Origin of the sequence: Seleniivibrio woodruffii (assembly GCF_029267515.1) — a bacterium.
Lineage (GTDB): Bacteria > Chrysiogenota > Deferribacteres > Deferribacterales > Geovibrionaceae > Seleniivibrio > Seleniivibrio woodruffii_A.
In genome coordinates this window covers 56,583-79,335 of record NZ_JAJUIS010000001.1, presented here as the reverse complement: position 1 = coordinate 79,335, position 22,753 = coordinate 56,583, and the positions used below count along the sequence as shown (strand labels likewise).

General features: G+C 48.5%; 20 protein-coding genes. 10 read left to right on the top strand and 10 right to left on the bottom strand.

What is annotated here, in order from left to right:
* The first annotated feature begins 42 nt into the window (after window positions 1-42).
* The 3 genes from Q7P67_RS00390 (at window position 43) to Q7P67_RS00380 (ending at window position 7,391) form a co-directional block, all read left to right on the top strand.
* A complete protein-coding gene (locus Q7P67_RS00390) occupies window positions 43-2,928 on the top strand; it encodes a hypothetical protein (protein WP_303849579.1) in 2,886 nt (961 codons plus the stop codon).
* Between the two features lie 102 nt (window positions 2,929-3,030).
* Complete coding sequence (locus Q7P67_RS00385) at window positions 3,031-5,916, top strand: hypothetical protein (RefSeq protein WP_303849577.1); 2,886 nt, start codon at window positions 3,031-3,033, stop codon at window positions 5,914-5,916.
* A 128-nt stretch (window positions 5,917-6,044) separates the two neighbouring features.
* Window positions 6,045-7,391: a coproporphyrinogen III oxidase family protein gene (locus tag Q7P67_RS00380; protein ID WP_303849575.1), complete on the top strand. Its 1,347-nt coding sequence runs from the start codon at window positions 6,045-6,047 to the stop codon at window positions 7,389-7,391.
* Here Q7P67_RS00380 and Q7P67_RS00375 read toward each other — a convergent pair.
* The 10 genes from Q7P67_RS00375 to rpsF all read right to left on the bottom strand — a co-directional run bounded on the left by Q7P67_RS00375 (window position 7,371) and on the right by rpsF (window position 16,650).
* Complete coding sequence (locus Q7P67_RS00375; RefSeq protein ID WP_303849573.1) at window positions 7,371-8,174, bottom strand: AraC family transcriptional regulator; 804 nt, start codon at window positions 8,172-8,174, stop codon at window positions 7,371-7,373. The two genes, Q7P67_RS00380 and Q7P67_RS00375, sit on opposite strands and share 21 nt — an antisense overlap.
* A 55-nt stretch (window positions 8,175-8,229) precedes the next feature.
* Window positions 8,230-8,748, bottom strand: a complete 519-nt coding sequence (locus tag Q7P67_RS00370) for a YbhB/YbcL family Raf kinase inhibitor-like protein (RefSeq protein WP_303849571.1) — start codon at window positions 8,746-8,748, stop codon at window positions 8,230-8,232.
* Window positions 8,749-8,835: 87 nt separating this feature from the next.
* The gene (locus Q7P67_RS00365) at window positions 8,836-10,401 is read right to left on the bottom strand and encodes a bifunctional UDP-sugar hydrolase/5'-nucleotidase (protein ID WP_303849569.1); all 1,566 of its coding nucleotides are present in this window, start codon (window positions 10,399-10,401) and stop codon (window positions 8,836-8,838) included.
* A 75-nt stretch (window positions 10,402-10,476) separates the two neighbouring features.
* Complete coding sequence (gene nadN / locus Q7P67_RS00360; protein ID WP_303849567.1) at window positions 10,477-12,288, bottom strand: NAD nucleotidase; 1,812 nt, start codon at window positions 12,286-12,288, stop codon at window positions 10,477-10,479.
* A 154-nt stretch (window positions 12,289-12,442) separates the two neighbouring features.
* Window positions 12,443-13,672, bottom strand: coding sequence for an LL-diaminopimelate aminotransferase (locus tag Q7P67_RS00355; RefSeq protein ID WP_369695981.1), 1,230 nt, complete (start codon window positions 13,670-13,672; stop codon window positions 12,443-12,445).
* Complete coding sequence (locus Q7P67_RS00350; RefSeq protein WP_303850317.1) at window positions 13,673-14,590, bottom strand: cation diffusion facilitator family transporter; 918 nt, start codon at window positions 14,588-14,590, stop codon at window positions 13,673-13,675.
* Window positions 14,591-14,595: 5 nt separating this feature from the next.
* Window positions 14,596-15,504, bottom strand: a complete 909-nt coding sequence (locus Q7P67_RS00345; RefSeq protein ID WP_303849563.1) for a DUF2232 domain-containing protein — start codon at window positions 15,502-15,504, stop codon at window positions 14,596-14,598.
* Window positions 15,505-15,541: 37 nt separating this feature from the next.
* Complete coding sequence (rpsR, locus tag Q7P67_RS00340; RefSeq protein WP_295221814.1) at window positions 15,542-15,772, bottom strand: 30S ribosomal protein S18; 231 nt, start codon at window positions 15,770-15,772, stop codon at window positions 15,542-15,544.
* 12 nt (window positions 15,773-15,784) lie between these two features.
* A complete protein-coding gene (gene ssb, locus Q7P67_RS00335; RefSeq protein WP_303849561.1) occupies window positions 15,785-16,180 on the bottom strand; it encodes a single-stranded DNA-binding protein in 396 nt (131 codons plus the stop codon).
* A 17-nt stretch (window positions 16,181-16,197) separates the two neighbouring features.
* Window positions 16,198-16,650, bottom strand: coding sequence for a 30S ribosomal protein S6 (gene rpsF, locus Q7P67_RS00330; RefSeq protein ID WP_303849559.1), 453 nt, complete (start codon window positions 16,648-16,650; stop codon window positions 16,198-16,200).
* Window positions 16,651-16,852: 202 nt separating this feature from the next.
* Between rpsF and Q7P67_RS00325 the strand changes: the two genes are divergently transcribed.
* The 7 genes from Q7P67_RS00325 (at window position 16,853) to nuoF (ending at window position 22,741) form a co-directional block, all read left to right on the top strand.
* Window positions 16,853-17,758, top strand: a complete 906-nt coding sequence (locus Q7P67_RS00325; RefSeq protein ID WP_303849558.1) for an RluA family pseudouridine synthase — start codon at window positions 16,853-16,855, stop codon at window positions 17,756-17,758.
* A gap of 151 nt (window positions 17,759-17,909) precedes the next feature.
* A complete protein-coding gene (locus Q7P67_RS00320; protein WP_303849557.1) occupies window positions 17,910-18,263 on the top strand; it encodes an NADH-quinone oxidoreductase subunit A in 354 nt (117 codons plus the stop codon).
* Window positions 18,254-18,730 carry an NADH-quinone oxidoreductase subunit B family protein gene (locus tag Q7P67_RS00315; RefSeq protein WP_295221803.1) on the top strand — a complete coding sequence of 159 codons (477 nt, stop codon included), beginning with the start codon at window positions 18,254-18,256 and terminating at the stop codon, window positions 18,728-18,730. Before Q7P67_RS00320 ends, Q7P67_RS00315 begins: the two co-directional genes overlap by 10 nt.
* 10 nt (window positions 18,731-18,740) lie before the next feature.
* Entirely contained in the window at window positions 18,741-19,238 is a 498-nt protein-coding gene (locus tag Q7P67_RS00310) for an NADH-quinone oxidoreductase subunit C (RefSeq protein WP_303849555.1), read from the top strand.
* Window positions 19,239-19,246: 8 nt separating this feature from the next.
* Window positions 19,247-20,431 (top strand): NADH dehydrogenase (quinone) subunit D, encoded by a 1,185-nt coding sequence (nuoD, locus tag Q7P67_RS00305; RefSeq protein WP_303849553.1) that lies wholly within the window; start codon window positions 19,247-19,249, stop codon window positions 20,429-20,431.
* Between the two features lie 12 nt (window positions 20,432-20,443).
* A complete protein-coding gene (nuoE, locus tag Q7P67_RS00300; protein ID WP_303849551.1) occupies window positions 20,444-20,950 on the top strand; it encodes an NADH-quinone oxidoreductase subunit NuoE in 507 nt (168 codons plus the stop codon).
* Window positions 20,951-20,953: 3 nt separating this feature from the next.
* Window positions 20,954-22,741 (top strand): NADH-quinone oxidoreductase subunit NuoF, encoded by a 1,788-nt coding sequence (nuoF, locus tag Q7P67_RS00295; protein WP_303849549.1) that lies wholly within the window; start codon window positions 20,954-20,956, stop codon window positions 22,739-22,741.
* The last annotated feature ends 12 nt before the right edge of the window (window positions 22,742-22,753 follow it).

Genomic DNA, 22,753 nt, shown 5'->3' with positions numbered 1-22,753 from the left:
TTGCAGTTCTTTTGTGGATATAATTTCATACGAGGTTATGCCATGAAAATGCCGCTGTATTTCATCCTTATTCTTATTTCCTTATTGTCGGTCTCTTGCGGAGGCGGGACAACCGTTTCCAAATCGAAAAACTCGGTGTCTATCAAAATGGATTTCGAAAGCAGCAGCAAGGGAAGAGACAGCGATGGCGGTTTTATGGTCGGCAGTGAGTACATTTCAGGTGTAAAGATATCATACGGAACGGAAGGCTCTGAATATCAGGAACTGGACGTAACGTCCGCCGCAAGGGATTCTTCCGAGGTAATAATTCCGGATCTTCTGGCAGGCGAAACCTATACTTTCAATATTTCGGCGGAGGGTGAGGACGAAACCATTGTCTGCTCAGGAAGTACGGAAGTGGAGATAGTGCCGAACGACACAACCGAAGCGGAGCTTGAATGTCGGTTCAGCGGGGTGCAGTCCCTTGAGCTTGCCGTGCTCAACCTTATAAAGACCTCCTTTCAGGAAAACGCCTCATACGAAAAACTTTCAGATTATGTTGCATCGGATTTCGGCGTTATGAACGGTATGAACAGGGAGCAGTTCATAACTTCTCTGACCGATGATGCTGACGAATACCTTTTTGACGACAATATAAAACCCGTTAATGTGGTTATTTCTGAAACAGGATTGACAGGAAAGACTTCCGATATTGAAGATAATGTTTACGATATAAAGATAATCTATTCGGACGGGTCATATGAATATGTCTCGGCGGGATTTGCAGAAGAGGACGGTGAATGGAAAATAAAAGGGAACGGGCTGGCGCACGACATGGAGATAAGACACGCCGCAGCCAGATACAACTCTTCTATGCAGGAGATGGACGGGCTGATGATTACCGGCGTGGATGTCAGAATGAGCGCAGTTTCGGAGTCCGACACTGTAACGGATTTCACTCTGTCCGGAAATGGCATAGCCGATACAGGATTCACAAAATTCTCCGGCGGCAGTTTCGGTCTGACATCGCCAAACCTGTATTCCGAAATGAACAATATGAGCATCCTTTTGCCTTCATGGAAGATGGCTTACGAAATCGTACCTGTACAGGGGTCGGGTATGGGCGTGGACACAGTGCTGACTGCTGAATATTCCGACAGCACTGAAGAGCAGTATACTGTCCGCGGCGGCGGGCTTGAAATCGAACAGACAGTTTATAATTTCCCCTTCGTATGGATGGAGGCGTCCGGAAGCGAAAACTATAATTTTAATATAGCGCTTCCTTCGGTTTTCGCCGTGAGCGGCGTCAAAATGACCATAGACGCGTCGTGGGACGGGGGAAGCTATCACACGGAATCGAAGCTGTCGCTTGCGGCTCCGTCTTTTACAATATCGGGGCTTAACGATATTCTCGCCAACAACCCGACATCATTCATCATAGGGGTCACCGCTGTAGACGGGGACATGAGGGAGTTCACCTCCTACTACACTTTTGATGATCTCGAAGATCAGGCGGAGTGCGGTTTGAACGGGTATATTCCGTTCGAAGGAACCTTCAAAGGTATTGGAAACGGCGGTTTTATAGCATATCCTGAGATTCTGTTGGGGTTTGACACAAATAAATTCAATACATCTATCTATACGACTGCCGGTGCGGTATCCGGTCAGTCGCTCTTCAGCGTGAACACAGTGTACAGCTTCGGGAGACACTCCGCTGATGGCAGTAATAATTTTTTTAATATAAATATGATGCGTCAGGGAGAAAATCTGTATGCCTCCTCGCTTACATATTCAGGTTACGAGTCGTATGTGGAAATGCAGAATATCAGCATGTTTCTGAAAGGAACGGACGGCTCCGCATATATTATATCGAGTCTTGACGGAATAACTCCGGAAAATCCGGGCATAATCACGGTTTTGAAGCTCAGTTCCGATATGGATCAGGTGCATTGGATGAAAGATTATCATCTGGAATTCATCTATCCAAGATCCATGCTCGGCGGGGCTGTCATAGTTAACAATGCCGGAACGGACGAGCTTATACTGGTTCTCAGAAGCGATGAGTATATCAACACCATAATGCGGTTAAACACAGCCTCAGGCAGCGTTGCGGAGTCCAGAAATCTGTATCTTCCGGATTCCGGTTCCTCCAATATGCTTTTCGCACCGCGTATCCTTTACATTCCGCAAGTAGGAAAATTTGTACTGGTCGGAAATCTGCAGGAGCCTGAGAGTGGCAGTTACCGTAACAGGATATGCCTGATAACGCTCAATTCAGATTTTACTTTCCATTCTTCGGCGTTTACTGAACCCCTGACTGCATTTCCTCAGATAAATTCTATTGCGTCCGACAGCAGCGGAAACATATATGTGGAAAGCAGCTTTTCTGGTGTGGAAAAACTTTTCAGATTCAACGCGGCGGCGGATACAGGAGCACAGACGTATTCCATAACCTCAGTGTCGGTTCAGAACTTATCTTTTGATGCGGCGTCGTTTCCGGATGAACCTTCAGTAAGCGGCAGTGTTGCTGTTTCTCAGGATAAGGCATACGTTCTTTACAGAATCAGCGAATACAAAAGTGTGATGAACACATACAAGGTGTCCAATGTGCTGTTAAAGCTGGACGACGATTTCACTATGGAATCGGCAGTTGTCCTTCCAAGTGTCTCATATATACAGGTCATGATTGAAGGCGCCAACGGTTCGGTCGTTCTTATGGGGAAAACCGTAATAGATGTCATGCCGGATATGACCGTGGGCGGAAGGTCGCTCACGTCAGCGGGATCAAAAGTGACGATGGCTCAGGGGAGCGTATCTCTTGACACGTCATTTTACAGTCCGTCGTCATTTTACACCTCGGAGGCGGCTCCGATAGTCACTGCTCATCCGGCAACTGATGCTGTGCTTTCTGCGGTGGTTGCGAACCTTTACAATCTTGTTGCCGACTGATTGAGGTAAAAAGACAGACATCTGTTTATAAGTTTTATTGTTCGACATAACGTTGATTTTGTAAAAATCATATGTATATACTGTGTGAGCAAGGAGTGAACCATGAGAATGATTCAATATCTTGCCGCAGTGATTTTATCTTTTATTCTGGTATCCTGCGGTGGGGGCACAACAACATCAAAATCTAAGAATTCGGTTCTTTTGAAAATGGATTTTGAAAATTCCGGTAAGAGCGGAAGAAACGGCGATTCCGGCTTTATGGTTGGCAACACGCTGGTAACCGCTGTCAGCATTTCGTACAGCACGGCGGGTGGCGGCACAGAAGAGGTGGACGCAACTGAAGCCGCAAAAAACGGTACCTCTGTTGAGATCGGAGACCTGATAGCAGGAAATACCTATAGCTTTATCATCTCGGCGAACGGCGAAAACGACGAAGTTGTCTGTACAGGCAGCACCGACATTGAGATAGTTCCCAACAGCGCAACGGAGGCGGAGCTTGCCTGCACGTTCGGAGGCGTGGCTTCCATGGAGCTTGCGGCACTGCATATGCTTGAAACGGCATATGCCGGAGGTGCCTCATACGACGATATAGAGAAATATGTCGCTGATGATTTCGGTGTTATGGATGGCATGGGCAGAGACGAATTTATCAACCATGTTATGACCCAGACTGCCGGATTTCTTTTCAATAACGACGTGGTGCTTTCGGGAGTTGTGCTCACCGATGTCAGTGAAAGGGAGAAGAAAGATTCTCAGGAGGGCGGACTTTTTGACATTAAGCTCTCATATTCCGATGGCTCTTTCGAATATTCCACAGTGGGCTTTGCAAACGAGAACGGCGAATGGAAGATAAAGGGGAACGGGCTCAGTCACGACCTTGAGCTTCGCAACACATCTGTCAGGATGTACCAGTACCCGGGGCAGACTGTGCCTTATGTCCTGTCGGGTCTGAATGTGAACTATAATATAAACGGTTCCGCAGGTTTTAATAATTTCACAGTAACTGCACAGGGGGTATCCTCCGCGGCATTCAGTCTGAGCATGGCAGCTACTACATGGTACGGTTTAACAACCGCTAACAATAAGATGGCTCTGGAATACGGCAGTCTGCCGTATTATTTCAGCCAGCCGTCATACAACATAGTGCCTTATAACGGATCGCCGATGGACATGTATGAAACTGTTAACGTTGAGTACGGCAATTCCACGGAAGAGTCGTACACCGTGCGTGGGGGCAATCTCAGCACAGAACAGTACGCGGATATGTTTCCTTCCCTCACTATGAGAATCAGAGAGGATGTCAACGGACCCTATTTTGAGTTCAATGTAAGCGGACCCGCAGGTTACACTCCGTCCGGTCTGCGGATTGCTATCGATGCAAATAACGGAATTACCGGATATCATATAGAATCGAAACTTTCAAAAGAGTACCCCTCCTTCAGATATGACGATGCGATGGATCTGATGGACTATTCGGGGAACTATTTTGTGGTGGCGCTTACAGCAACAGACAGCAACATGCGCGACTATACCGTTTACTACACTTTTGATTATCTTATGTCACTGGATAACGACGGCATGGTATATTCCGAAGCCGAGGAGGGATCGTTTAAAGGCTTTGCCGATGGCGGATTCTACTCATTCTTAGAATATGCTTTCGGAGTGGACAACAACGAATACGGCACCTATGTCGAAACTCTTTCGGGGCTTGTGAACGGCGACAGCCTGTACACGCTCGCTTATTATTCCGGCGCCGGTAAAATAACATACGGCAGTCTGCCAGGAACTCCGATAGTCACCAGACTGACCGAAGACTCCGCTCCGGTCACGAAAAAACTGACCTTCACAAACTTTTCCGACGGAGCCATACCATCGTTCAGCAAGATTATAAAGGATTCCTCAGGAAACATATATCTGATAGCGGATTACACTGCGGGAAGCTCTTTTGTCACCGTTATGAAGGTTAAAAACGATCTGAGCGCCATAGAGTGGTTCAAGAAATACACTCTGAACTCTGGTTCGCCCACGGAGACAGTCGGCGGTGTTGTTATTAACCAGAGCGGAACGGACTATCTTGTTCTGACACTGAAAGATTTCAGCAACGGGAGCTGGTCGCTGGCGAAACTAAGCGCGGTATCGGGTGCGGCTGTCTCCAGTAAGCAGCTTGTTTTTCTGGATGATTTGAACAACCAGATGCCTATGACGCCATACGGTATAGTCAACATCCCTTCGGCAAACAGAATAGCACTTGTGGGAACATCAAGCGGCTCAACTTTCTATTACGGAGCCATTGTTTATGACTATGACATGAACTTTGACAAAGGATTTTTCAGAACGGACAGCAACGTGGATATCCTGCCCCTTGAGGATATACAGACAGACAGCGGCGGTAATATATACTTTAAGTACAAGCTGTATGACAGCTCGCAGGGCTGGTACGCCGTGCGTGTAATGAAGCTGAATGGTTCTGTCACGGGTGCCGGTTATTCCATAGGAAGCTGTTCCTTTGTGCAGATAAACGCTGTGCCTGAGTTCGATACGCCCATGGGCTTCGACTATGACAGTTCCCTTGCGGTGGATACCGACGGCAGCGTATACGTTCTGCTGGGTATGAAAAAATATCTTAGTTACGATGTTTTCGCACAACAGGGCGACTTTATGATGTTTAAACTGAACAGCGACCTTTTACAGACAGGGGCGGTGAGGCTTCCGGCTTTCAACGGAACAAACGTCATCGCAGCCTCAGGTTATGGTCCGGCAATCGCTGGCAACAGGATAGCAGCCATGACCTCCGACCTTGAAATGAGCGGGGTTGTGATAGATGAAAACGTTTCCGGTGCCGGGGCAACAGCAGCGGAAACAAATTCTATGTCGGCGAGGACAACTTTTTCTTCCTTCACTCCGTCTGTTTCGCCGGACATCACCGATATCAGGGAATACACCGGAGCGGCTCTTGTGCCTGTCGGCGTTAAGATGTTCAACTACTGACAAATACTTGGGACCCCGCTTAACGGCGGGGTCTTTTTGTTAGCTCGTGAACGATTTCTCTTTATTTATTCATAGACAGACATTAGTATAAAACAAGCGATTAAAAACAATTTATTGAGGGTACACTCTTGAGCGGATTTCCCAGAGAGACATCATTTTCCAAAGGCGTATCGCATTTTGATTCTTCATCCGGCGAAGACTCTATTGAATGGGACTGGTCGGCAAAACTTGTACGCTCAGTTATGAAGCAGGCGGTGAAATATTATCTGCGGTTCAACGATGGAACTGAGATAACCTCTCTGCCGGAACCTATAGCGGGCAGATCCTACATGCTTTATGTCCACATCCCGTTCTGTATTACCCTCTGTCCCTATTGCTCGTTCCACAGATTCAAATTTCATCAGGAAACAGCGGCAAACTATTTCCGTTTTCTCCGCGAAGAGATGCGTATGACGGCGGCGCTGGGCTATAGATTTGATTCCGTATGTTTCGGCGGCGGAACGACAACCGTCATCCCGCAGGAACTGGCGAAAACCATAGATCTTGCAAAAGAACTTTTCGATGTGAAGGACGTGTCCATTGAGACAGACCCGAACCATATAGATCCTGAAAATCTTGAATACACAGTCGGGCGTGTGGACAGACTTTCCGTGGGCATACAGACCTTTAACGACAAATATCTGGAGCGTATCGGGCGCAAGCTGAAATTCGGCAGCGGCGAGGAACAGTACCGCAAGGTTGAGGAGATTCTGAAACTGTTCCCGGTGGTTAACGTTGACATGATGTATAATTTTCCGGAACAGACCGCACAGGAACTGGGCGAGGACATCTTTACGGTTCTTAAACTGAATCCCCAGCAGGTCACTTTTTATCCGCTTATGTATGCTCCCTTTGCCGGACATAAATTCGGCAAAAGACTTGGCAGAGCAGGGTATGAGAGCGAGGCGGGGCACTATAAGCTCATAACGCAGATGATGGGTGACCCGTATATCCAGCGTACTTCATGGGCATACGCACACAAGGCAGGTACGAATATTGACGAATACGTCGTGGAACATCAGGAATACGTCGGGCTTGGTTCCGGTGCGTTCAGCTTTCTGGACGGTACTCTGTATGCGAACTCTTTCTCTCTCAAAACCTACGCTGACAGGATTTCTGCCGGACAGACCTCTGCCACAAAGAGCGTAACCTTCGCTCCGTCCGCAATCAACCGCTACCGCATGATGGTTGAAATGTTCGGTTTACAGGGTAATCCTGCTCATAAACCGTTTATAGAATATAATGCTCTCAGACTGCTGGGGGCTGTCAAAGGGAGCGGCAAAAACGCGGTTATTACCCCAAAGGGGATGTTTCTGCTGTCAGTTATGCTGAAATGTTTTTACAACGGAATGGATTATATCCGCGAGAGTATGCGCAGGAACCTCACTGCCGCAGACGAGCGGATAATGAACATATCATCTCTGCCCTCTGACTGACGACGGGGTGAACCCGAAACGGCTGCGGAAACGCGCCGTAAAGCGTGAAACGCAGTCGTATCCTGCTTCGGATGCGATGCGTGTAACGGTCATGTCGGTGGATTGCAGAAGCGCGAGAGCATATGACATCCGCACGTCGGTGATAAGCTCCCCGACGTTTATGTTTTCTTCAGCGAGTCTGCGTCTAATGGTCGATTCGCTCATTCCCACAGCTCTTGTCATGTCGGCTATGCGCCACTTTCGGGACGGGTCGCTGTTGAGCATTTTGCGCAGCCTCCATGAAAGTGGGACATCCGCGCCGGGCGGGGAGAATGAACCATTCGCGTCCAGAACCATCAGAAGCTCAAGCATCCGGTGGGCGGCAATATCAGCAGGAACTGTTTCGTCTGATATTCCCTCCGAAGCCCTTGCGAATGCCTCTTTCAGCATCCTGTCCGTTTTCGGGATATGCACCACATCCCTTCTGCTGTCGTTTTTCTTCGCTGCCTGAAGGAGGACGTACTTAGAGATTATTTCCCTGTCCCACGCTATCCATGCTGCCTGATAAAACCCGGCATCCGCTTTAAGGTTGGTCACGTCTATGTATACGGTGTTCCAGATGGCGAGCGCCTGTGACGAACGGATTTCAAAACCGCTTTCGCGGGCTGTCATCTTTTTTGTGCCAAGCTCAACCATTATCACGCATGGGTCGGCTATGGCGAGGTTGTAAAGTGTTTCCTCGCACGCCTGAACTATCGTGCCCACTGCGCCTATGCCCTGTCTGGAACGAATCTCTCTGCTCATTAATCACCTATTCAAAAAAGTATAATACGGGTGCAGATTTCCCGCACCCTGAAATTTATCTGCCGTAACGGACTATGGTGCTCGCTTTGCCTATGGCGTTCATGTTTATCATAAATCCGGCGAGTGCTCCCGATGCGGAGGGGGTTATGCCAAGTTTTTCGGTTTTGAGCGCGGTCACGGTGAAGACGTATCTGTGGTTTGTGCCTTGAGGCGGACAGGGACCGCCGTAACCGGGTTGCCCGTAATCCGTTGCGGATTGAACGGCACCGACGGGCACTTTGCCCTTTTCAATTTTGCGAACGTCTGAGGGGATGTCGGTTATCACCCAGTGCCACCAGCCGGAGCCTGTTGGTGCATCGGGGTCGTACACGGTCAGGGCAAAGCTCTTTGTGCCTTTCGGCGGGTTTTTCCATGCTATCTCAGGTGAAACGTTGCCTCCGGTGCATCCGAATCCGTTGAGTACCTGCTCCTGTTCAAACACACGATTTTTCGCAGATGGTACGCTGATGCTGAAATCCGCCGCATAAGCGGAAAATGTGAACAAAGCCATTAATATAATGGTGATATGTTTCATTTGCGCCTCCTTTTAAAGCATAATAGCACGCATGAAGGCGGTGAAAAGTACGCTCCGGTTCAGAAACTGTGCCGAATCGGTCAGATATCAGGGAGCGACGTAACTTTTGATGGGATATTCGCTTTCAGGCAGTTTTTTCAGGGTTCTGTGGCGCTCAATAAATTCTATGAAGGTTTCCGCATAGCCGAGTCCGGTGTCGGTGCCCGCGCCGCGTTCAGCTATTATACGGGGAAATAACATATATCCGTCCTTGCCTTTGGCAAGAAATGAGTTTGTGGCTGCGACATAGAGTTTGTCCGGCTGAACCGGCATCCACCTGCCTGTGGTTTTGTCTTTTATCTCAATGTCTGATACCCTTTCACCATATGCGTTTTTAGCGTTGATTGAATATTTCAGGGCATATGAATAGGGGAACCCGCCTCTGGGTCCTTTGTTTATAAGGGACTGCATCTGGTCTTCCAGAAGGGTTTTTATTTCAGTGCCGAATAGTTCTATCTCATAGATGGTGTTGGAGAATGGAAGCATTGTATATACGTCGTTGACTGTAATGCCCCCTTTTCTGATGTCGCTACGGACACCGCCAGCGTTCTGTATGCTGAAATCAGCCCTTCTGCTGGCTTCATAGAACGCCTGCGCCACAATGGGCACCACGTCCGAGCCTGAATCAGCACCTGTTCCGCCTGGTTTGCGTCTGTGGATAAGCTCTTCCGCAGCCTCACCTATAACTTTGTTTTTAAGCTCTGACAACTGAGATGTGTAGCCCGCGATTATCTTCGCGGTCTCAATGTCGTCGGCACCAGTGGTCAGATAAGGTTTTCCGCCGCAGAATGCTATCCTGTCCCCGTCGAAATCAGCAAGGAGCAGTCCGACTATCTTTCCGTGTTCCCATGCCTGAACGATGCAGACCTTTTCGCCGCTTCCGTTTTCGGCAACTGTCGGGTATGCGCCTGCCGCCCCGCCGAAATTGCCCAGAAGGGTGTGTGAATCCCCGCCGACAATGATATCAACTCCGGTGAGCTTTCTTGCCATCTCAATATCATTTTCATATCCGAAATGGCTAAGCACGATTATCTTTTTTATACCGAGAGCTTCCAACTCGTTTATATATTTCTGGACACTCTCCGCCTCTTCGCTGAAAACCGTTCCTGCGTCGGGGCTGGAAGAATGGAGGGTCTTTCTGGCTGCGGTTACGCCTATGATGCCGATACCGTTCTTAATTATGTATGGTCTGAATTTCCCTTCAAGCGCGCTGCCTTCGGGCGGTATGACGTTTGAGCTTAAAGCCGGAAACCGGAGCATATTAATAAAATCCGCAAGATGCGCATTTCCGTCGTCAAATTCGTGGTTTCCCATGACCATGGCATCAAAACCGAGCGGGTTCAGAACGTCGGCATCCGCCCGTCCTTTGAACAGATTGTAGTATATGGTGCCCTGCACTGCGTCACCGCCGTGGAGCAGAAACGCATCCGGATTTTCGCTTTTGAGCGTTTTAATTACTGCCGCCGCTTTCGCCATTCCGCCTGTGGGCCCGTTATTTGTCACCGTGCTTTCAAGGTGGGAGTGGGAATCGTTTATGTGGATAATTTTGACCGTTTCGGCGTGAGCTGATAATGTTAAAAGAACTAAGGCATGGATAATAATAAACTTTTTCATAAATGAGTTTAGCTTTTTTTATGCGGGAATCAAGTGAAAAAAGACCCCGCTTTGCGGGCGGGGTCTTTTGGGCTGTTAAAGTTTGTCGTCTTCGGCAGGTGTGGATATGTAGCTTTTTATGGGATGGTCGGAAGCGGGCAGTTTTTCCACGCTCATATTTGCGGCAGTCAGTGCCTCGACATAGCGTATGAAAGACAGGGTGTACTGAAGGTAGGTGTTAACCCCCATTCCCCTCTCTTCCTGCACGGTTCCGAAGGTTGTATATCCGTCTTTGCCCATGCCTGTGTATGAGTTTGTGACTACTACATACATCTTAGCGTTGTCTATAGCAGACCATGTGCCTGTGGTTCTGTTTTTCACTTCAAGATTGCTTACACGGCTTCCGAAAGCCTTTGTCGCGTCAACATCATACCTCAGTGCATAAGCATACGGGAAGCCGCCGTCTGAGCCGCCCTGTGCGATTCCCTCTATTGCGTCTTCAAGCACCTGTTTTATTTCTGAACCGTACATCTCTATCTCATAAAGGGTGTTGTCGAATGGCAGCAGAGTGTATGCGGTATCCATGGTGATGTTGCCCGCCGGTACGCTGATCCTTACACCGCCTGCGTTCTGGATGCACACATCGGCTCTGTTGCTGAGGTCATAGAAAGATTTTGCAACTATGGGTGCAATGTCCGAACCGAGGGAAAGTGTTACGCCGCTGTATGCGTGTGCTGGTACTCTGTTGTGCTGGATGTCTGTGGCAGCGGTGCCGATGACAGTCTGTTTCATGACTGTCACCTGTTCGGTGTATCCCTGCATTATAGCCGCCGTAGTGGTCTCGTTTGCGGGGAAGCTGATGTTGTTGCCATGCGCTGCTATTGCCGCCATTATGGCTTCTTTCTCGTTTGAAGGCAGAGCGTCTTTGGCTGTGGTTTTTCTTGCCAGTGACGTTTCATCAAGCAGAAGGTGAGGCGTACCGGAGCATGAGACGATCCTGTCACCTTTAAAAGTCACGTCAAGCTCTCCCACAACCTTGCTGTGCTCCCATGCCTGAACTATGCACACAGGGTCGCCGTCTTTGTTAACTTTTCTTGTTGGGTACTCGCCGGAGCTTTCAAGCCCCGCGTATGCGAAGTCTCCAAGCAGGGTATGGGTGTCGCCGCCGACGATAACGTCGATGTCAGTGACCTTGCCGGCAAGGGCTATGTCGTTTTCATAACCGTAGTGGCTGAGCACTATTATCTTTTTTACACCCTGATCTTTCAGCGCGTTAACGTATTTCTGAACGCTCTCCGTTTCATCATTGAAAGTTATCTCGTCGCTGGGGTTGGAGGATTCTTTTGTTTTCTTTGCTACAGTGAGACCTATGATGCCTACCTTTGTCCCGTTTACTGACTTGATAATATATGGTTTTATCTTGCCGTAAAGCGTATTTCCCTCTGCGGGAACAACGTTGGCGCTGAGCACCGGGAAGCCGAGTTTGTCTATGAAACCGGACAGGAAGCTGTCGCCGTCGTCAAACTCGTGATTACCGACCGCCATGGCATCGAAACCGATGTTGTTGAGAACGTCGGCGTCCGCCTGCCCTTTGAACAGGTTGTAATATACCGTACCCTGCACTGCGTCGCCGGCATGAAGTGTCAGCGCGTAGGGGTCTGCGGTTTTAAGCTGGTTTATAACTGTTGCAACTTTTGCCATGCTCCCCGCAGTGGCTGTGAAAGCGGCAACACCTTCAAACTCAAGGCTGACGGACTGACCGTCCAGATAGGAGTGTGTGTCGTTGATGTGTACAATTTTGATCTTCGATTCCGTGTCAGAGGCGGAATCGCCGTTGCATCCGGTCATTGCAAAAGCAAGAACAGACAGAAGCAGAGCCGCAAAAATCGCTCTAAAAGTTTTTTTCATGGTTTCTCTCCATAATAATGATTTAAACAGATACCATGAACATATGAAAATTATATTATGCCAAAGTCAGTGATGGTTAAGATAATTGTGATGGAAATATGAAATAAAGCCCTGTGAAAACAGGGCTTTATCAGTGTGTTACCTGAAATTATTATCAGAATATGTATTTTTCTGTCGCGAGTCTTTCGTCGATGACCTTTGCTATGCGCTCTTCGGCTTCCACAGTAGGTGCGTCGAAGGTTACTGAGAAACGCAGGAAGTTGCCTGCATCGTCCCACGGAACGGAGGAGATGAGTTTCTCTCTGATGAGGAAGTCACAGAACTGTTCCGCGTTCTCGAACTTGCGTCCGGAAACTGTCGCTTTGGGGATGCCGAAATAGAGGTAGAAAGAACCTTTAGGCTCGTTAACGGTGAAGCCGTGAGTGCGGAGCACTTTTGCCAGCATGTTCAGTCTTCTTGCGTATTTTGCCTTAGTGTGTTCGATGAGTTTCGGGTTGTCGAGGCAGTAGCAGCCCGCTTTCTGTATCGGGATAAACTGACCTGAGTCATTGTTGTCCTTAACAGTTGCAAACGCTTTTACAAGGTGTTCGTTTCCGCATACGAAGCCCAGCCTCCAGCCTGTCATGTTGTATGACTTGGAGAGTGAGTGGATTTCTATGCCGACTTCCATAGCACCGTCGATGCTGAGGAATGAGAGGGGTTCTTCGCCGTATGTCAGCTCTATATAAGCCGCATCGGAGATGACAGCTATGTCGTTCGCTTTTGCGAATTTGACCACTTTTTCATAAAATTCCTTAGTGGCGATGGCTCCCGTAGGGTTGTTGGGGTAGTTAAGGTAAAGGAATTTTGCTCTTTTAAGGATGTCCGCGGGGATATCCTCAAGTATGGGGAGGAAGTTATTTTCGTGGAGCAGTGGGAGGTTATATACCTCGCCGCCGAGATATTTTGTTGTCGTGCCTGAAACCGGATAACCGGGAACTGTCATAAGTGCGACGTCTCCGGGGTTGATAAGCGCGATGGGAATAAGCGCGAGCGCGGGTTTTGAACCGATGCAGTGGTTAACCTGAGTCGCAAAGTCAAGGTCAACGCCGAAACGCTTTTTCATATAGTTTGCTGCGGACTGTTTGAACTCGTCTATACCGTTGTCGGAATAGAATCTGTTCTCCTTTTTTGTCGCCTCAAGCTGAAGAACTTTGACAACTTCGTCGTGCGCCATTGCGTCCGGTTCGCCAACGCCCATGTCGATAAGCTCGACACCGGGGTTGTCTTTCATGGCGGCTCTTTTTGCGCGTTTGATCTTCTCGAACTTGTAGATGGTGGTGTCTTTGCCGAACATCTTACCGCCGAGTCTGTCGGAAATTAAGTTTTCCATGAATAAGCTCATTTAGTTACTCCCTGAGTTCTTATTTTTATCCTGTTCCTGTTCGCCGCAGACACAGCATGTGTCGCAGTGCTCCGGGTCGCAGGGTTCTATATATATGTTCACGTCGGCACCATGGATGCCTTTTCTGATACGCTTTTCAATATCAGTGCGGATGTCGTTTCCGTCCTGAAGGCTCAGCCCGTGGTAAAGCACAAGGTGCATATCGATAAACTTCTGGTTGCCGGCACTTCTGGTGCGCAGCTTGTGCACATCAACTATTTCACATTTATGCCTGTCCAGAATCTCCTGAACGGTTTTCATATCCTCTTCCGGCAGGGTTTCATCTAAGAGTTCCCTTGTCACCTGAAAGTTCAGCCGGAGAGCGGAAACGATAATATACACTGCAATGACGGCACTGACAATAGAGTCTATTACATGCAGACCCGTAAATTTAATTGCAACCAGCGCGATAAGGACTCCGGTACCGCTGAGAAGATCTGTGCGGTAATGGAGGCTGTCGGCATAAAGCACTGAAGACTTTAGCTTATTAGCGGCATATTTAAGAAAATATACCAGCGCGCCTGTGATGGCGATACTCACCGTCATAACGGCAATGTTAACGCCAACCGCCTTTATCTGTACCTCGGAATGAAAATTTGCGTATGCCTTGTAAAGGATGTAAGCTCCTGAAAATAATATTATAAATGACTGAATCTGTGCCGCCAGAGGTTCGAATTTCGCATGACCGTATGGGTGGTTCTTGTCCGGCGGTGTCATTGATACCCTGATGGCATAAAAATTCACTGTGGAGGATATCACATCCAGCATGGAGTCGAAAGCGGATGAAAGCACGGCCAGCGAACCCGACCATATTCCAACTGCCGCTTTGAAAACAGAAAGAAAAACCGCAGTACCGATGGATACCTTGGTGGCATTCAGCTTTGTCAGTCTGATGGCGTCTGCTCCCGGTCATTCTCCTGCCTGCCGTACAGGTTGAACCATACGCTGAACAGTCCCAGCAGGGCTATGAAGATTATAAACGGGGGTTCGGAAAAGATAAAGATGAAAATTATCGCCTTGATAACGGGAATGAATTTTAACCTCGTCATCCAGTAGGAAACTATATCGAAACCCTGAAAAGCGTACAGGGTCATCATTATCAGAATTATGTTCAGTCCGGCGTGCTTTGCCATAGTCTGTTTCACAAACACAAGGGCGAAGCCGAGGATAAGCGCCCAAACAAGGTTGTCGGGCAGTCTGAATTTTTTAATCTCAATGCGTTTCAGCTTGGTATAAAGGCTGAAGGCTATGTGTGTGCAGAAAGCGGTCATTATGTAGTTTACCGCAGGGAAGATAAGCACCACCGACTGTGCGGCGAGCCTGCTGTGTTTTTCAATATTCAGGAAATACGGGTCGTCCGCCATGGGGTTCTTAGAGGTTCTGACAGCCTCTATGAATGTCTTTATTCCCTGTTCCGCAACGTCTGTCAGGGTATTGCGGTAATCGGGTATACCGTATATCACCGCCGCCATGACTATGAAAACCAACAGCGGCGCAACGGTTACCGGAAACCATATGTCTCTGTGTCCCTTTTGTAAAAATCTGTAGATGAAGATTGCCGTAAAAGCGACAGAAATGACATAAAGACCTGTGGTTATAATGCTTATGCCGGCGGTGAGCGCTATTACGGAACCGAGCATAAGGTCGGAGTATCTGTTTCTTTTTTCCGCGCCCAGATATACCAGCAGCAGAAGAGGGCTGAAAATAGCGCCGACTATCGCGTACTGGGGATAGTATGCAAGGAGTGCGTAAAAAAGAACTGAAGCTATAGGGTATAAAATTGCCTGTGTCATGAAAAAACGGGGAGGCTTTTGACCTCCCCTTTCCTTATTATCTGTTGAGGCTGAAAGGCAGCAGAGCGATTACTCTTGCAGTCTTAACAGCGGTTGAGAGTGCTCTCTGGTGTTTTGCACATGTGCCTGTAAGTCTGCGGGGCATTATTTTGCCTCTTTCTGTGACATACTGGCGAAGCAGTTTAACATCTTTGTAGTCTATATCTATAGCTTCTGTGCAGAATTTGCATACTTTTCTGCGCTGAAATTTGCGTCTTACAACAGCCATTTCTTTTCCTCCTTAAAATGGGATATCGTCTTCGTCCATGGAGCCGGGCATGGGTTCTTCGAAAGCATTTGAACCGGAATATTCACCTTTCTCTCTTCTGGAGACAAACTGAATATTCTCTGCAACCACCTCGTGCTTCGAACGTTTTTGTCCGTCGGCTTCCCATGTGCTGTAGTTGAGCCTGCCCTCGATAAGCAGCGGCATACCTTTTGTGACGTATTCGCCGCACATTTCGGCGGTTTTGCCGAATGTAACGATATCGATGAAACAGGTCTCTTCTCTGTCTTTTGTTTTCCTTGTGACTGCCAGACCGAATTTGGCGACAGGCAGGTCACGCCCAGGGATGAACCGAACTTCGGGGTTGCGTGTAACATTGCCGAGAAGCATGACTTTATTAAGGAAACCCATAGTATTCTCCTGCTGGCTTATTCAGCCGCTGAGTCTTCTGTTGTTGCTGCTGATTCTTCGCTCTCTTCTGTCTCAGTCTGAGCGAATTCCTCACCCTCTTCGCCTTCACGGGGTTTTCTCGCGCCGGGCTTTTTCACATAGCGCTTTGCGCCTGTGTCTTTTCTGGGGTTGAGTTTGAACTTTTTATCATCGATCGCCACGATGACGAATCTGAGTACGTTTTCGTTGTAGCGGAAACGTTTTGTAAGTTCGTCGGGATAGTTGATGTCAGCTTCAAACTGGATAAGGAAGTAGTAGCCTTCAGCGTAGTTTTCGATGGCGTATGCCATTGTAACTCTGCCCCATGGCTCAACTTTGATGATTTTGCCGCCGTTCTGCTCGATGTTCCCTTTAAAGAACTCAAGCTCTTTTTCGATCTCGTCCTGCTGGAGATCGGGGCGGACGATGAATACGGTTTCGTAAGTGTTCATGTGTCCTCCTTCGTGGATTAAATAGTCACGCACTTATAGTATGCGCAACAAAGGTGGTTGAAACTTATATCCGTTCAGGTAATATAAGTCAAGAAATAGTTTGAATACAAGGAAAGCAGATCGCTGCGTCGCCTGCGCTCCTCGCGAAGACGACTGCCGTCTCTGCGGGGGCACTTGCCCGAAGCAGTCTCATTTAAGGAAAATGGAAAATAAAAGAACAATAGCCCTGACAGCTTCGGAAAGCTCCGTCAGGCTGGACACATACATATCTTCAAACACGGATATCTCGCGTTCCCATGCGGAAAAACTCATAGAGCAGGGAGACGTCACGGTGAACGGCTCCCTGCGCGAAAAGAAATATAAGGTTAAGGCAGGAGATAATATAATAGTCGTTATACCGCCGGAAAAAGTGCCTGATCTCACTCCCGTTGAGATGGATCTGAAAATTGTATATGAATGTGAAAATTATGCGGTTATCGATAAACCGGCCGGAGTCACTGTGCACCCCGCGCACGGCACAGGAACCGACACGATAGTAAACGGTCTGCTGCATATGTTTGATATAAAGGACGATAATGATGTGCGTCCCGGTATAGTGCACCGTCTGGACAAGGACACTTCCGGACTGCTTATCGTTGCAAAAAACAGAGAGGCGAGAGAGAAACTGTCAAAGATGTTTGCGGATAGAACAGTGGATAAAAAATACTTAGCCGTTTGCGCGGGCAACCCGAAAACTGAAAAATTTATCGCAGAATTCCCCATTGCAAGAAGCAGAAAAGACCGTAAAAAGATGGCTGTAGACGAAACAGGCAAATACGCTAAAAGTGAAATCACTGTTCTAAAACGGTTAAGGGGGGCGTTTCTGGCAGAGGTAAAAATATACACCGGAAGAACACATCAGATACGTGTGCACATGGCGCATCTGGGGTTTCCTCTGGCAGGGGACGCCGTATACGGAAACAGGATTTCCGCTGCGATGCCCATTGGAAGGCAGGCTCTGCATTCGTGGCATCTGTCCTTTATAGATCCTTTCGATAACACCCAGAAGTCTTTTCAATCGCCAGTTCCCGCAGATATGGAAGAGCTTGTAAAAAGACTTAATTTATAGTATTATTCTGAACTCCCGCTACAATGGCGCAGACGCGCAAACCCCCGTCCCGCGCGGGGATTCTTTTAGTCCTAAAACGATGTTTCTTGTTGACACCTTTACAGCTTCATGATAGATACTGCATACTGTATACAAAATACAGAGGTGAGGTATGAGTGGATATTTGCCTATAGTGCTTTTCCTTATCGTGGCCGGAGGCCTCGGCGTTGTTGTAATGTTCGTCGGCGCCATTGTCCGTCCCGCGAAATATGAAAAGGTCAAATTCAGCGTATATGAGTGCGGTATGCCCTCGCTGGATGAAAACAGAAAGCGTCTGAACCTGAGGTTCTACATAATCGCTATGCTGTTCGTTATTTTTGATGTGGAGACAGTGTTTCTGTACCCATGGGCCGTCAGCTTCGACATGATCGGGCTTTTCGGTCTCATCGAGATGATTCTGTTTATCGTAATTCTTGTTTTCGGCTACTTTTACGCATGGCAGAAAGGAGCGTTAGAATGGGCTTAATTGACAGAAAATTACCCGACAACGTGCTCACAACCACAGTTGACAGTGTGATCAACTATTGCCGAAAAGGCTCAATCTGGCCTGTGACGTTCGGTCTCGCCTGCTGCGCGATCGAAATGATGGCCTGCGGTGCCGCGAAGTATGACCTCGACAGAATGGGGATCATCTTCCGCGCCACACCCCGTCAGTCCGACCTGATGCTGGTTGCCGGAACTGTTACAAGAAAAATGGCACCCGTTGTCAGAAAGGTCTACCTCCAGATGCCTGAACCCAAATGGGTCATTGCAATCGGAAGCTGCGCAACAAGCGGCGGAATCTATAACACCTATTCTACAGTACAAGGTGTTGACGAGGTTATTCCGGTTGACTTCTATGTTCCCGGCTGCCCCCCCAGACCTGAAGCGTTCTTTGATGCCATTACAGCTCTGCAGAAGAAGATCATGACTGAAAAAGTCGTGAGAAAGTGAGGAGGAAAAGATGACATTTGAACAGCTTACAGCCAAACTGGAAGCGCTTTTCCCCGAAAAGCTGAACTGCTATACGGAGTTTAAGTGCAACTTCATAAAAGTGAAGGACGCGGCCGCTTATAAAGCGGTTTTAACTGCTTTAAGGGACGAGGCTTCCTTCAAGTACATCGTGGACGTTGTTGCCGTACACTGGCCCAAAAAACGCGAAAAGTTCGAACTGACAATTAATCTTTTTTCAATTCAGAACAAAATGCGCGTTTTTGTCAAGGTTGCGGGTGAGGACAATAAGTTCCCCACCATAACCGACATCTGGGCGGGCGCAAACCTGATGGAAAGGGAACAGTATGACCTTATGGGCATAGTCTTTGAAGGTCACCCGAACCTGAAAAGGGTTCTGCTGCCCGAATTTTTCGAGGGACACCCCCTTAGAAAAGACTTCCCGCTTAAAGAGAGATCATGGTTCAACAATGCAGATGAGCAAGGTCTCGGCCTGAAGTTTTCAAGGTAGGAACTGATATGATTAACAATAACATTTCAGAAGTAATTACCGTCAACATGGGACCCCAGCACCCCTCAACACACGGGGTTCTGAGACTTGTGGTAGACATCGACGGCGAGACCATCGTCAATGTGGAACCCGATGTGGGCTTCCTCCACAGAGGCACAGAGAAACTTGCCGAGAACAGGACATACCACCAGGTTATCCCGCTCACAGACAGACTGGACTACCTTTCACCTCTTTCAAATAACCTTGCCTACTGCCTTGCAGTAGAGAAGTTTTTCGACGTTAAAATTCCCGAAAGGGCTGAATATCTCCGCGTTATACTCGCAGAGATGGCAAGAGTGGCCTCTCACCTTGTGTGGGTTGCGACTCACGCCCTTGACATAGGCGCCATGACCGTTTTCCTCTACGCTTTCCGTGAGCGCGAGGAAATACTTGATATGTTTGAAGTGGGCACAGGTCAGCGTATGACAAGCTCATGGATCCGTATCGGCGGTATCCGCGCTGATATGCCCGAAGATTTCTTCGTAAGACTGAAATCTTTCACAGACAAGTTCGACAGCTGTGTCGATCTTTATGAAAACCTGCTTACAAACAACAGAATCTGGAAAATGAGAACCATCGGCATCGGTCATCTTTCCGATGAAGACGTCCAGGCATACGGTACTTCCGGTCCTCTTATGAGAGGTTCGGGTATCGATTTCGACCTGCGCCGCGATGAGCCGTACGGTATCTATGACAGATTCAAATGGGAAATCCCGGTTGAAGAGGCAGGCGACACATACGCACGTTACAAAGTCAGAATGAAAGAGATGCGCGAAGCAAATAAAATTCTTCAGCAGGCTCTTGAGCAGATCCCCGCAACAGGCGAAGTTATGACTGACGACCCCAGAGTTGCTCTGCCCGCGCATGAAGACGTTTACGAGCGTATGGAAGCACTTATCAGAAGATTTTACATCGTTTCCAAAGGTTTCAAAGCTCCCAAAGGCGAAACATATCAGGGTATCGAGGCTCCCAAAGGCGAGCTCGGTTTCTATCTTGTTTCCGAAGGAGAGGAGAGACCCTACAGAATGAAGATAAGAGCCCCCTCCTATGTTAACCTCGGCGCACTGAACAAGATGGCTCAAGGACATATGCTGGCCGATCTTGTTGCGATTGTCGGAACCAACGACGTGGTTCTCGGCGAAATCGACAGGTAAGGGGTGACAGAAATGGCAACAGAAGTAAAAGAGACAGAATCAGCAGGCAAAGAGATAGATTTTACCGCTTGCGACGAAATCTGCGAAAAGTACAAAGACTGGAAAGGTGCGACCATTCCCGTTCTTCAGCAGGTTCAGGACGCATACGGCTATCTTTTCAGCGAAATTGTTGAGAGGATTGCGGACAACTTAAACATGTCTGCACATCAGATTTACGGCGTGATTACCTTCTATGCACAGTTTTATACACAGCCCAGAGGCAAGTATATAATCAGGGTTTGCAGAGGGACAGCCTGCCACGTGCAGGGTTCGGGACGTATTTCTGAAATTGTTAATGAAGAGTTCGGTATCAGAAACGGCGAGACAAGCGCAGACCTCAAGTTCACTCTTGAGGAAGTATCGTGCATCGGTGCATGTGGAATGGCTCCCGTTATCATGATCAACAACAAAACATACGGCAACCTGAAACCTGAAGATGCAAGAAAAATCTTCAGGGAATATGCACAGCTTCAGGGGTAGGATATGAGTTATACAACAGACCACGTTGAAGTACACGTCTGTATGGGTACTGCGGGTGTTGCTTCCGGCGGACAAGAGGTCATGGATGCTCTGGATGCAGAGTTTACCAAAAGAGGTCTCAAAAACGCCGAATCGAAGGAACGCAACTGTGCTGCGAAACAGACCGGATGCAGAGGACTCTGCGCCCGTGACGTGCTTATAGACGTTTATATCCCCGGCAAAGACCCGATCACTTACGAACACGTTTCAGCCGAAATGGTTCCCACTATTGTTGAGGAACACATCGTCGGAGGAAACATTGTTGAGAAGTGGGCGGCAAAGGCCGACTATTTTCAGTTTTATGATAAACAGAAACGTTACGTTCTCGCCGACTGCGGACGTGTAGATCCCGAAAGCCTCGAGGACTACATCAAACTCGGCGGATACGAAGCGATCAAAAAAGCGCTTACCATGACCCCTGAGCAGGTAATTGACGAAGTCAAGAAAGCCGGACTCAGAGGCAGGGGGGGCGGCGGTTTCCCCACAGGTCTTAAATGGACATTCTGCCGCAACAGCCCCGGCGACCACAAATACCTCATCTGCAACGCGGACGAGGGTGACCCCGGTGCGTTCATGGATCGCTCCATCATCGAAGGCAACCCCCACGCGGTTATCGAGGGTATGCTTATCGCGGGCTATGCAATAGGCTGCGACGAAGGCTACATCTACTGCCGTGCGGAGTATCCCCTTGCAATCGTAAGGGTTATCAAGGCTATTAAAGACGCTGAAGCAGCAGGAATACTGGGCGACAAAGTGCTGGGCACAAACTTCCACTTCAAACTGAAGCTGAAAGAGGGTGCGGGCGCTTTCGTCTGCGGCGAGGAAACAGCTCTTATCGCTTCCATCGAAGGCGAAAGAGGTATGCCCCGTCCCAGACCTCCGTTCCCCGCTGTTAAGGGTCTCTGGGAAAAACCTTCAAACGTTAACAACGTTGAAACACTTGCAAACCTGCCCTCCATCATACTGAAAGGCGGAGAATGGTATGCAGGCATCGGAACTGAGAAATCCAAAGGAACTAAAATCTTCGCCCTTTCAGGCAAGGTTAAATCGACAGGACTTGTTGAAGTTCCCATGGGTATCACCGTTCGCGAGCTTATTTTCGACGTCGGCGGCGGTATCCCTAAAAAGAGAAAGTTCAAGGCGGTTCAGCTGGGAGGTCCGTCAGGCGGATGTCTCACACCCGATCACCTTGAAACACCGATAGACTATGACTCGCTCATCGCCGCAGGTGCGATGATGGGTTCAGGCGGTGTCGTCGTTATGGACGAAACCAACTGTATGGTGAACGTTGCACAGTTCTTCCTTACGTTCACACAGAGAGAGTCATGCGGTAAGTGTATCCCCTGCCGTATCGGAACAAAAACGATGCTGGACATCCTTAACAGGATTACCACCGGACAGGGAAGGGAAGAGGACATTGAGCTTCTTCTGGAACTTGGTAACGACATCAAGACTGCGTCACTCTGCGGTCTGGGTCAGACAGCACCCAACCCCGTACTTACGACTGTTAAATATTTCAGACACGAGTACGAGGCGCACATCAGGGACAAAAAATGCCCCGCAAGAGAGTGTGCGGAACTCATCGAGTTCGTTGTTGTTGACGACAGATGCAAAAAATGCGGTATCTGCAAAAAAGCATGCCCCGTGGACGCTATCACGTGGGAAAAAGGAACAGTTGCATACATCGACAGAGAAAAATGCGTCAAATGTCGTGAGTGCATCGTCAACTGTCCTTTCAATGCAATAGATTAAGGCAGAGGAGAG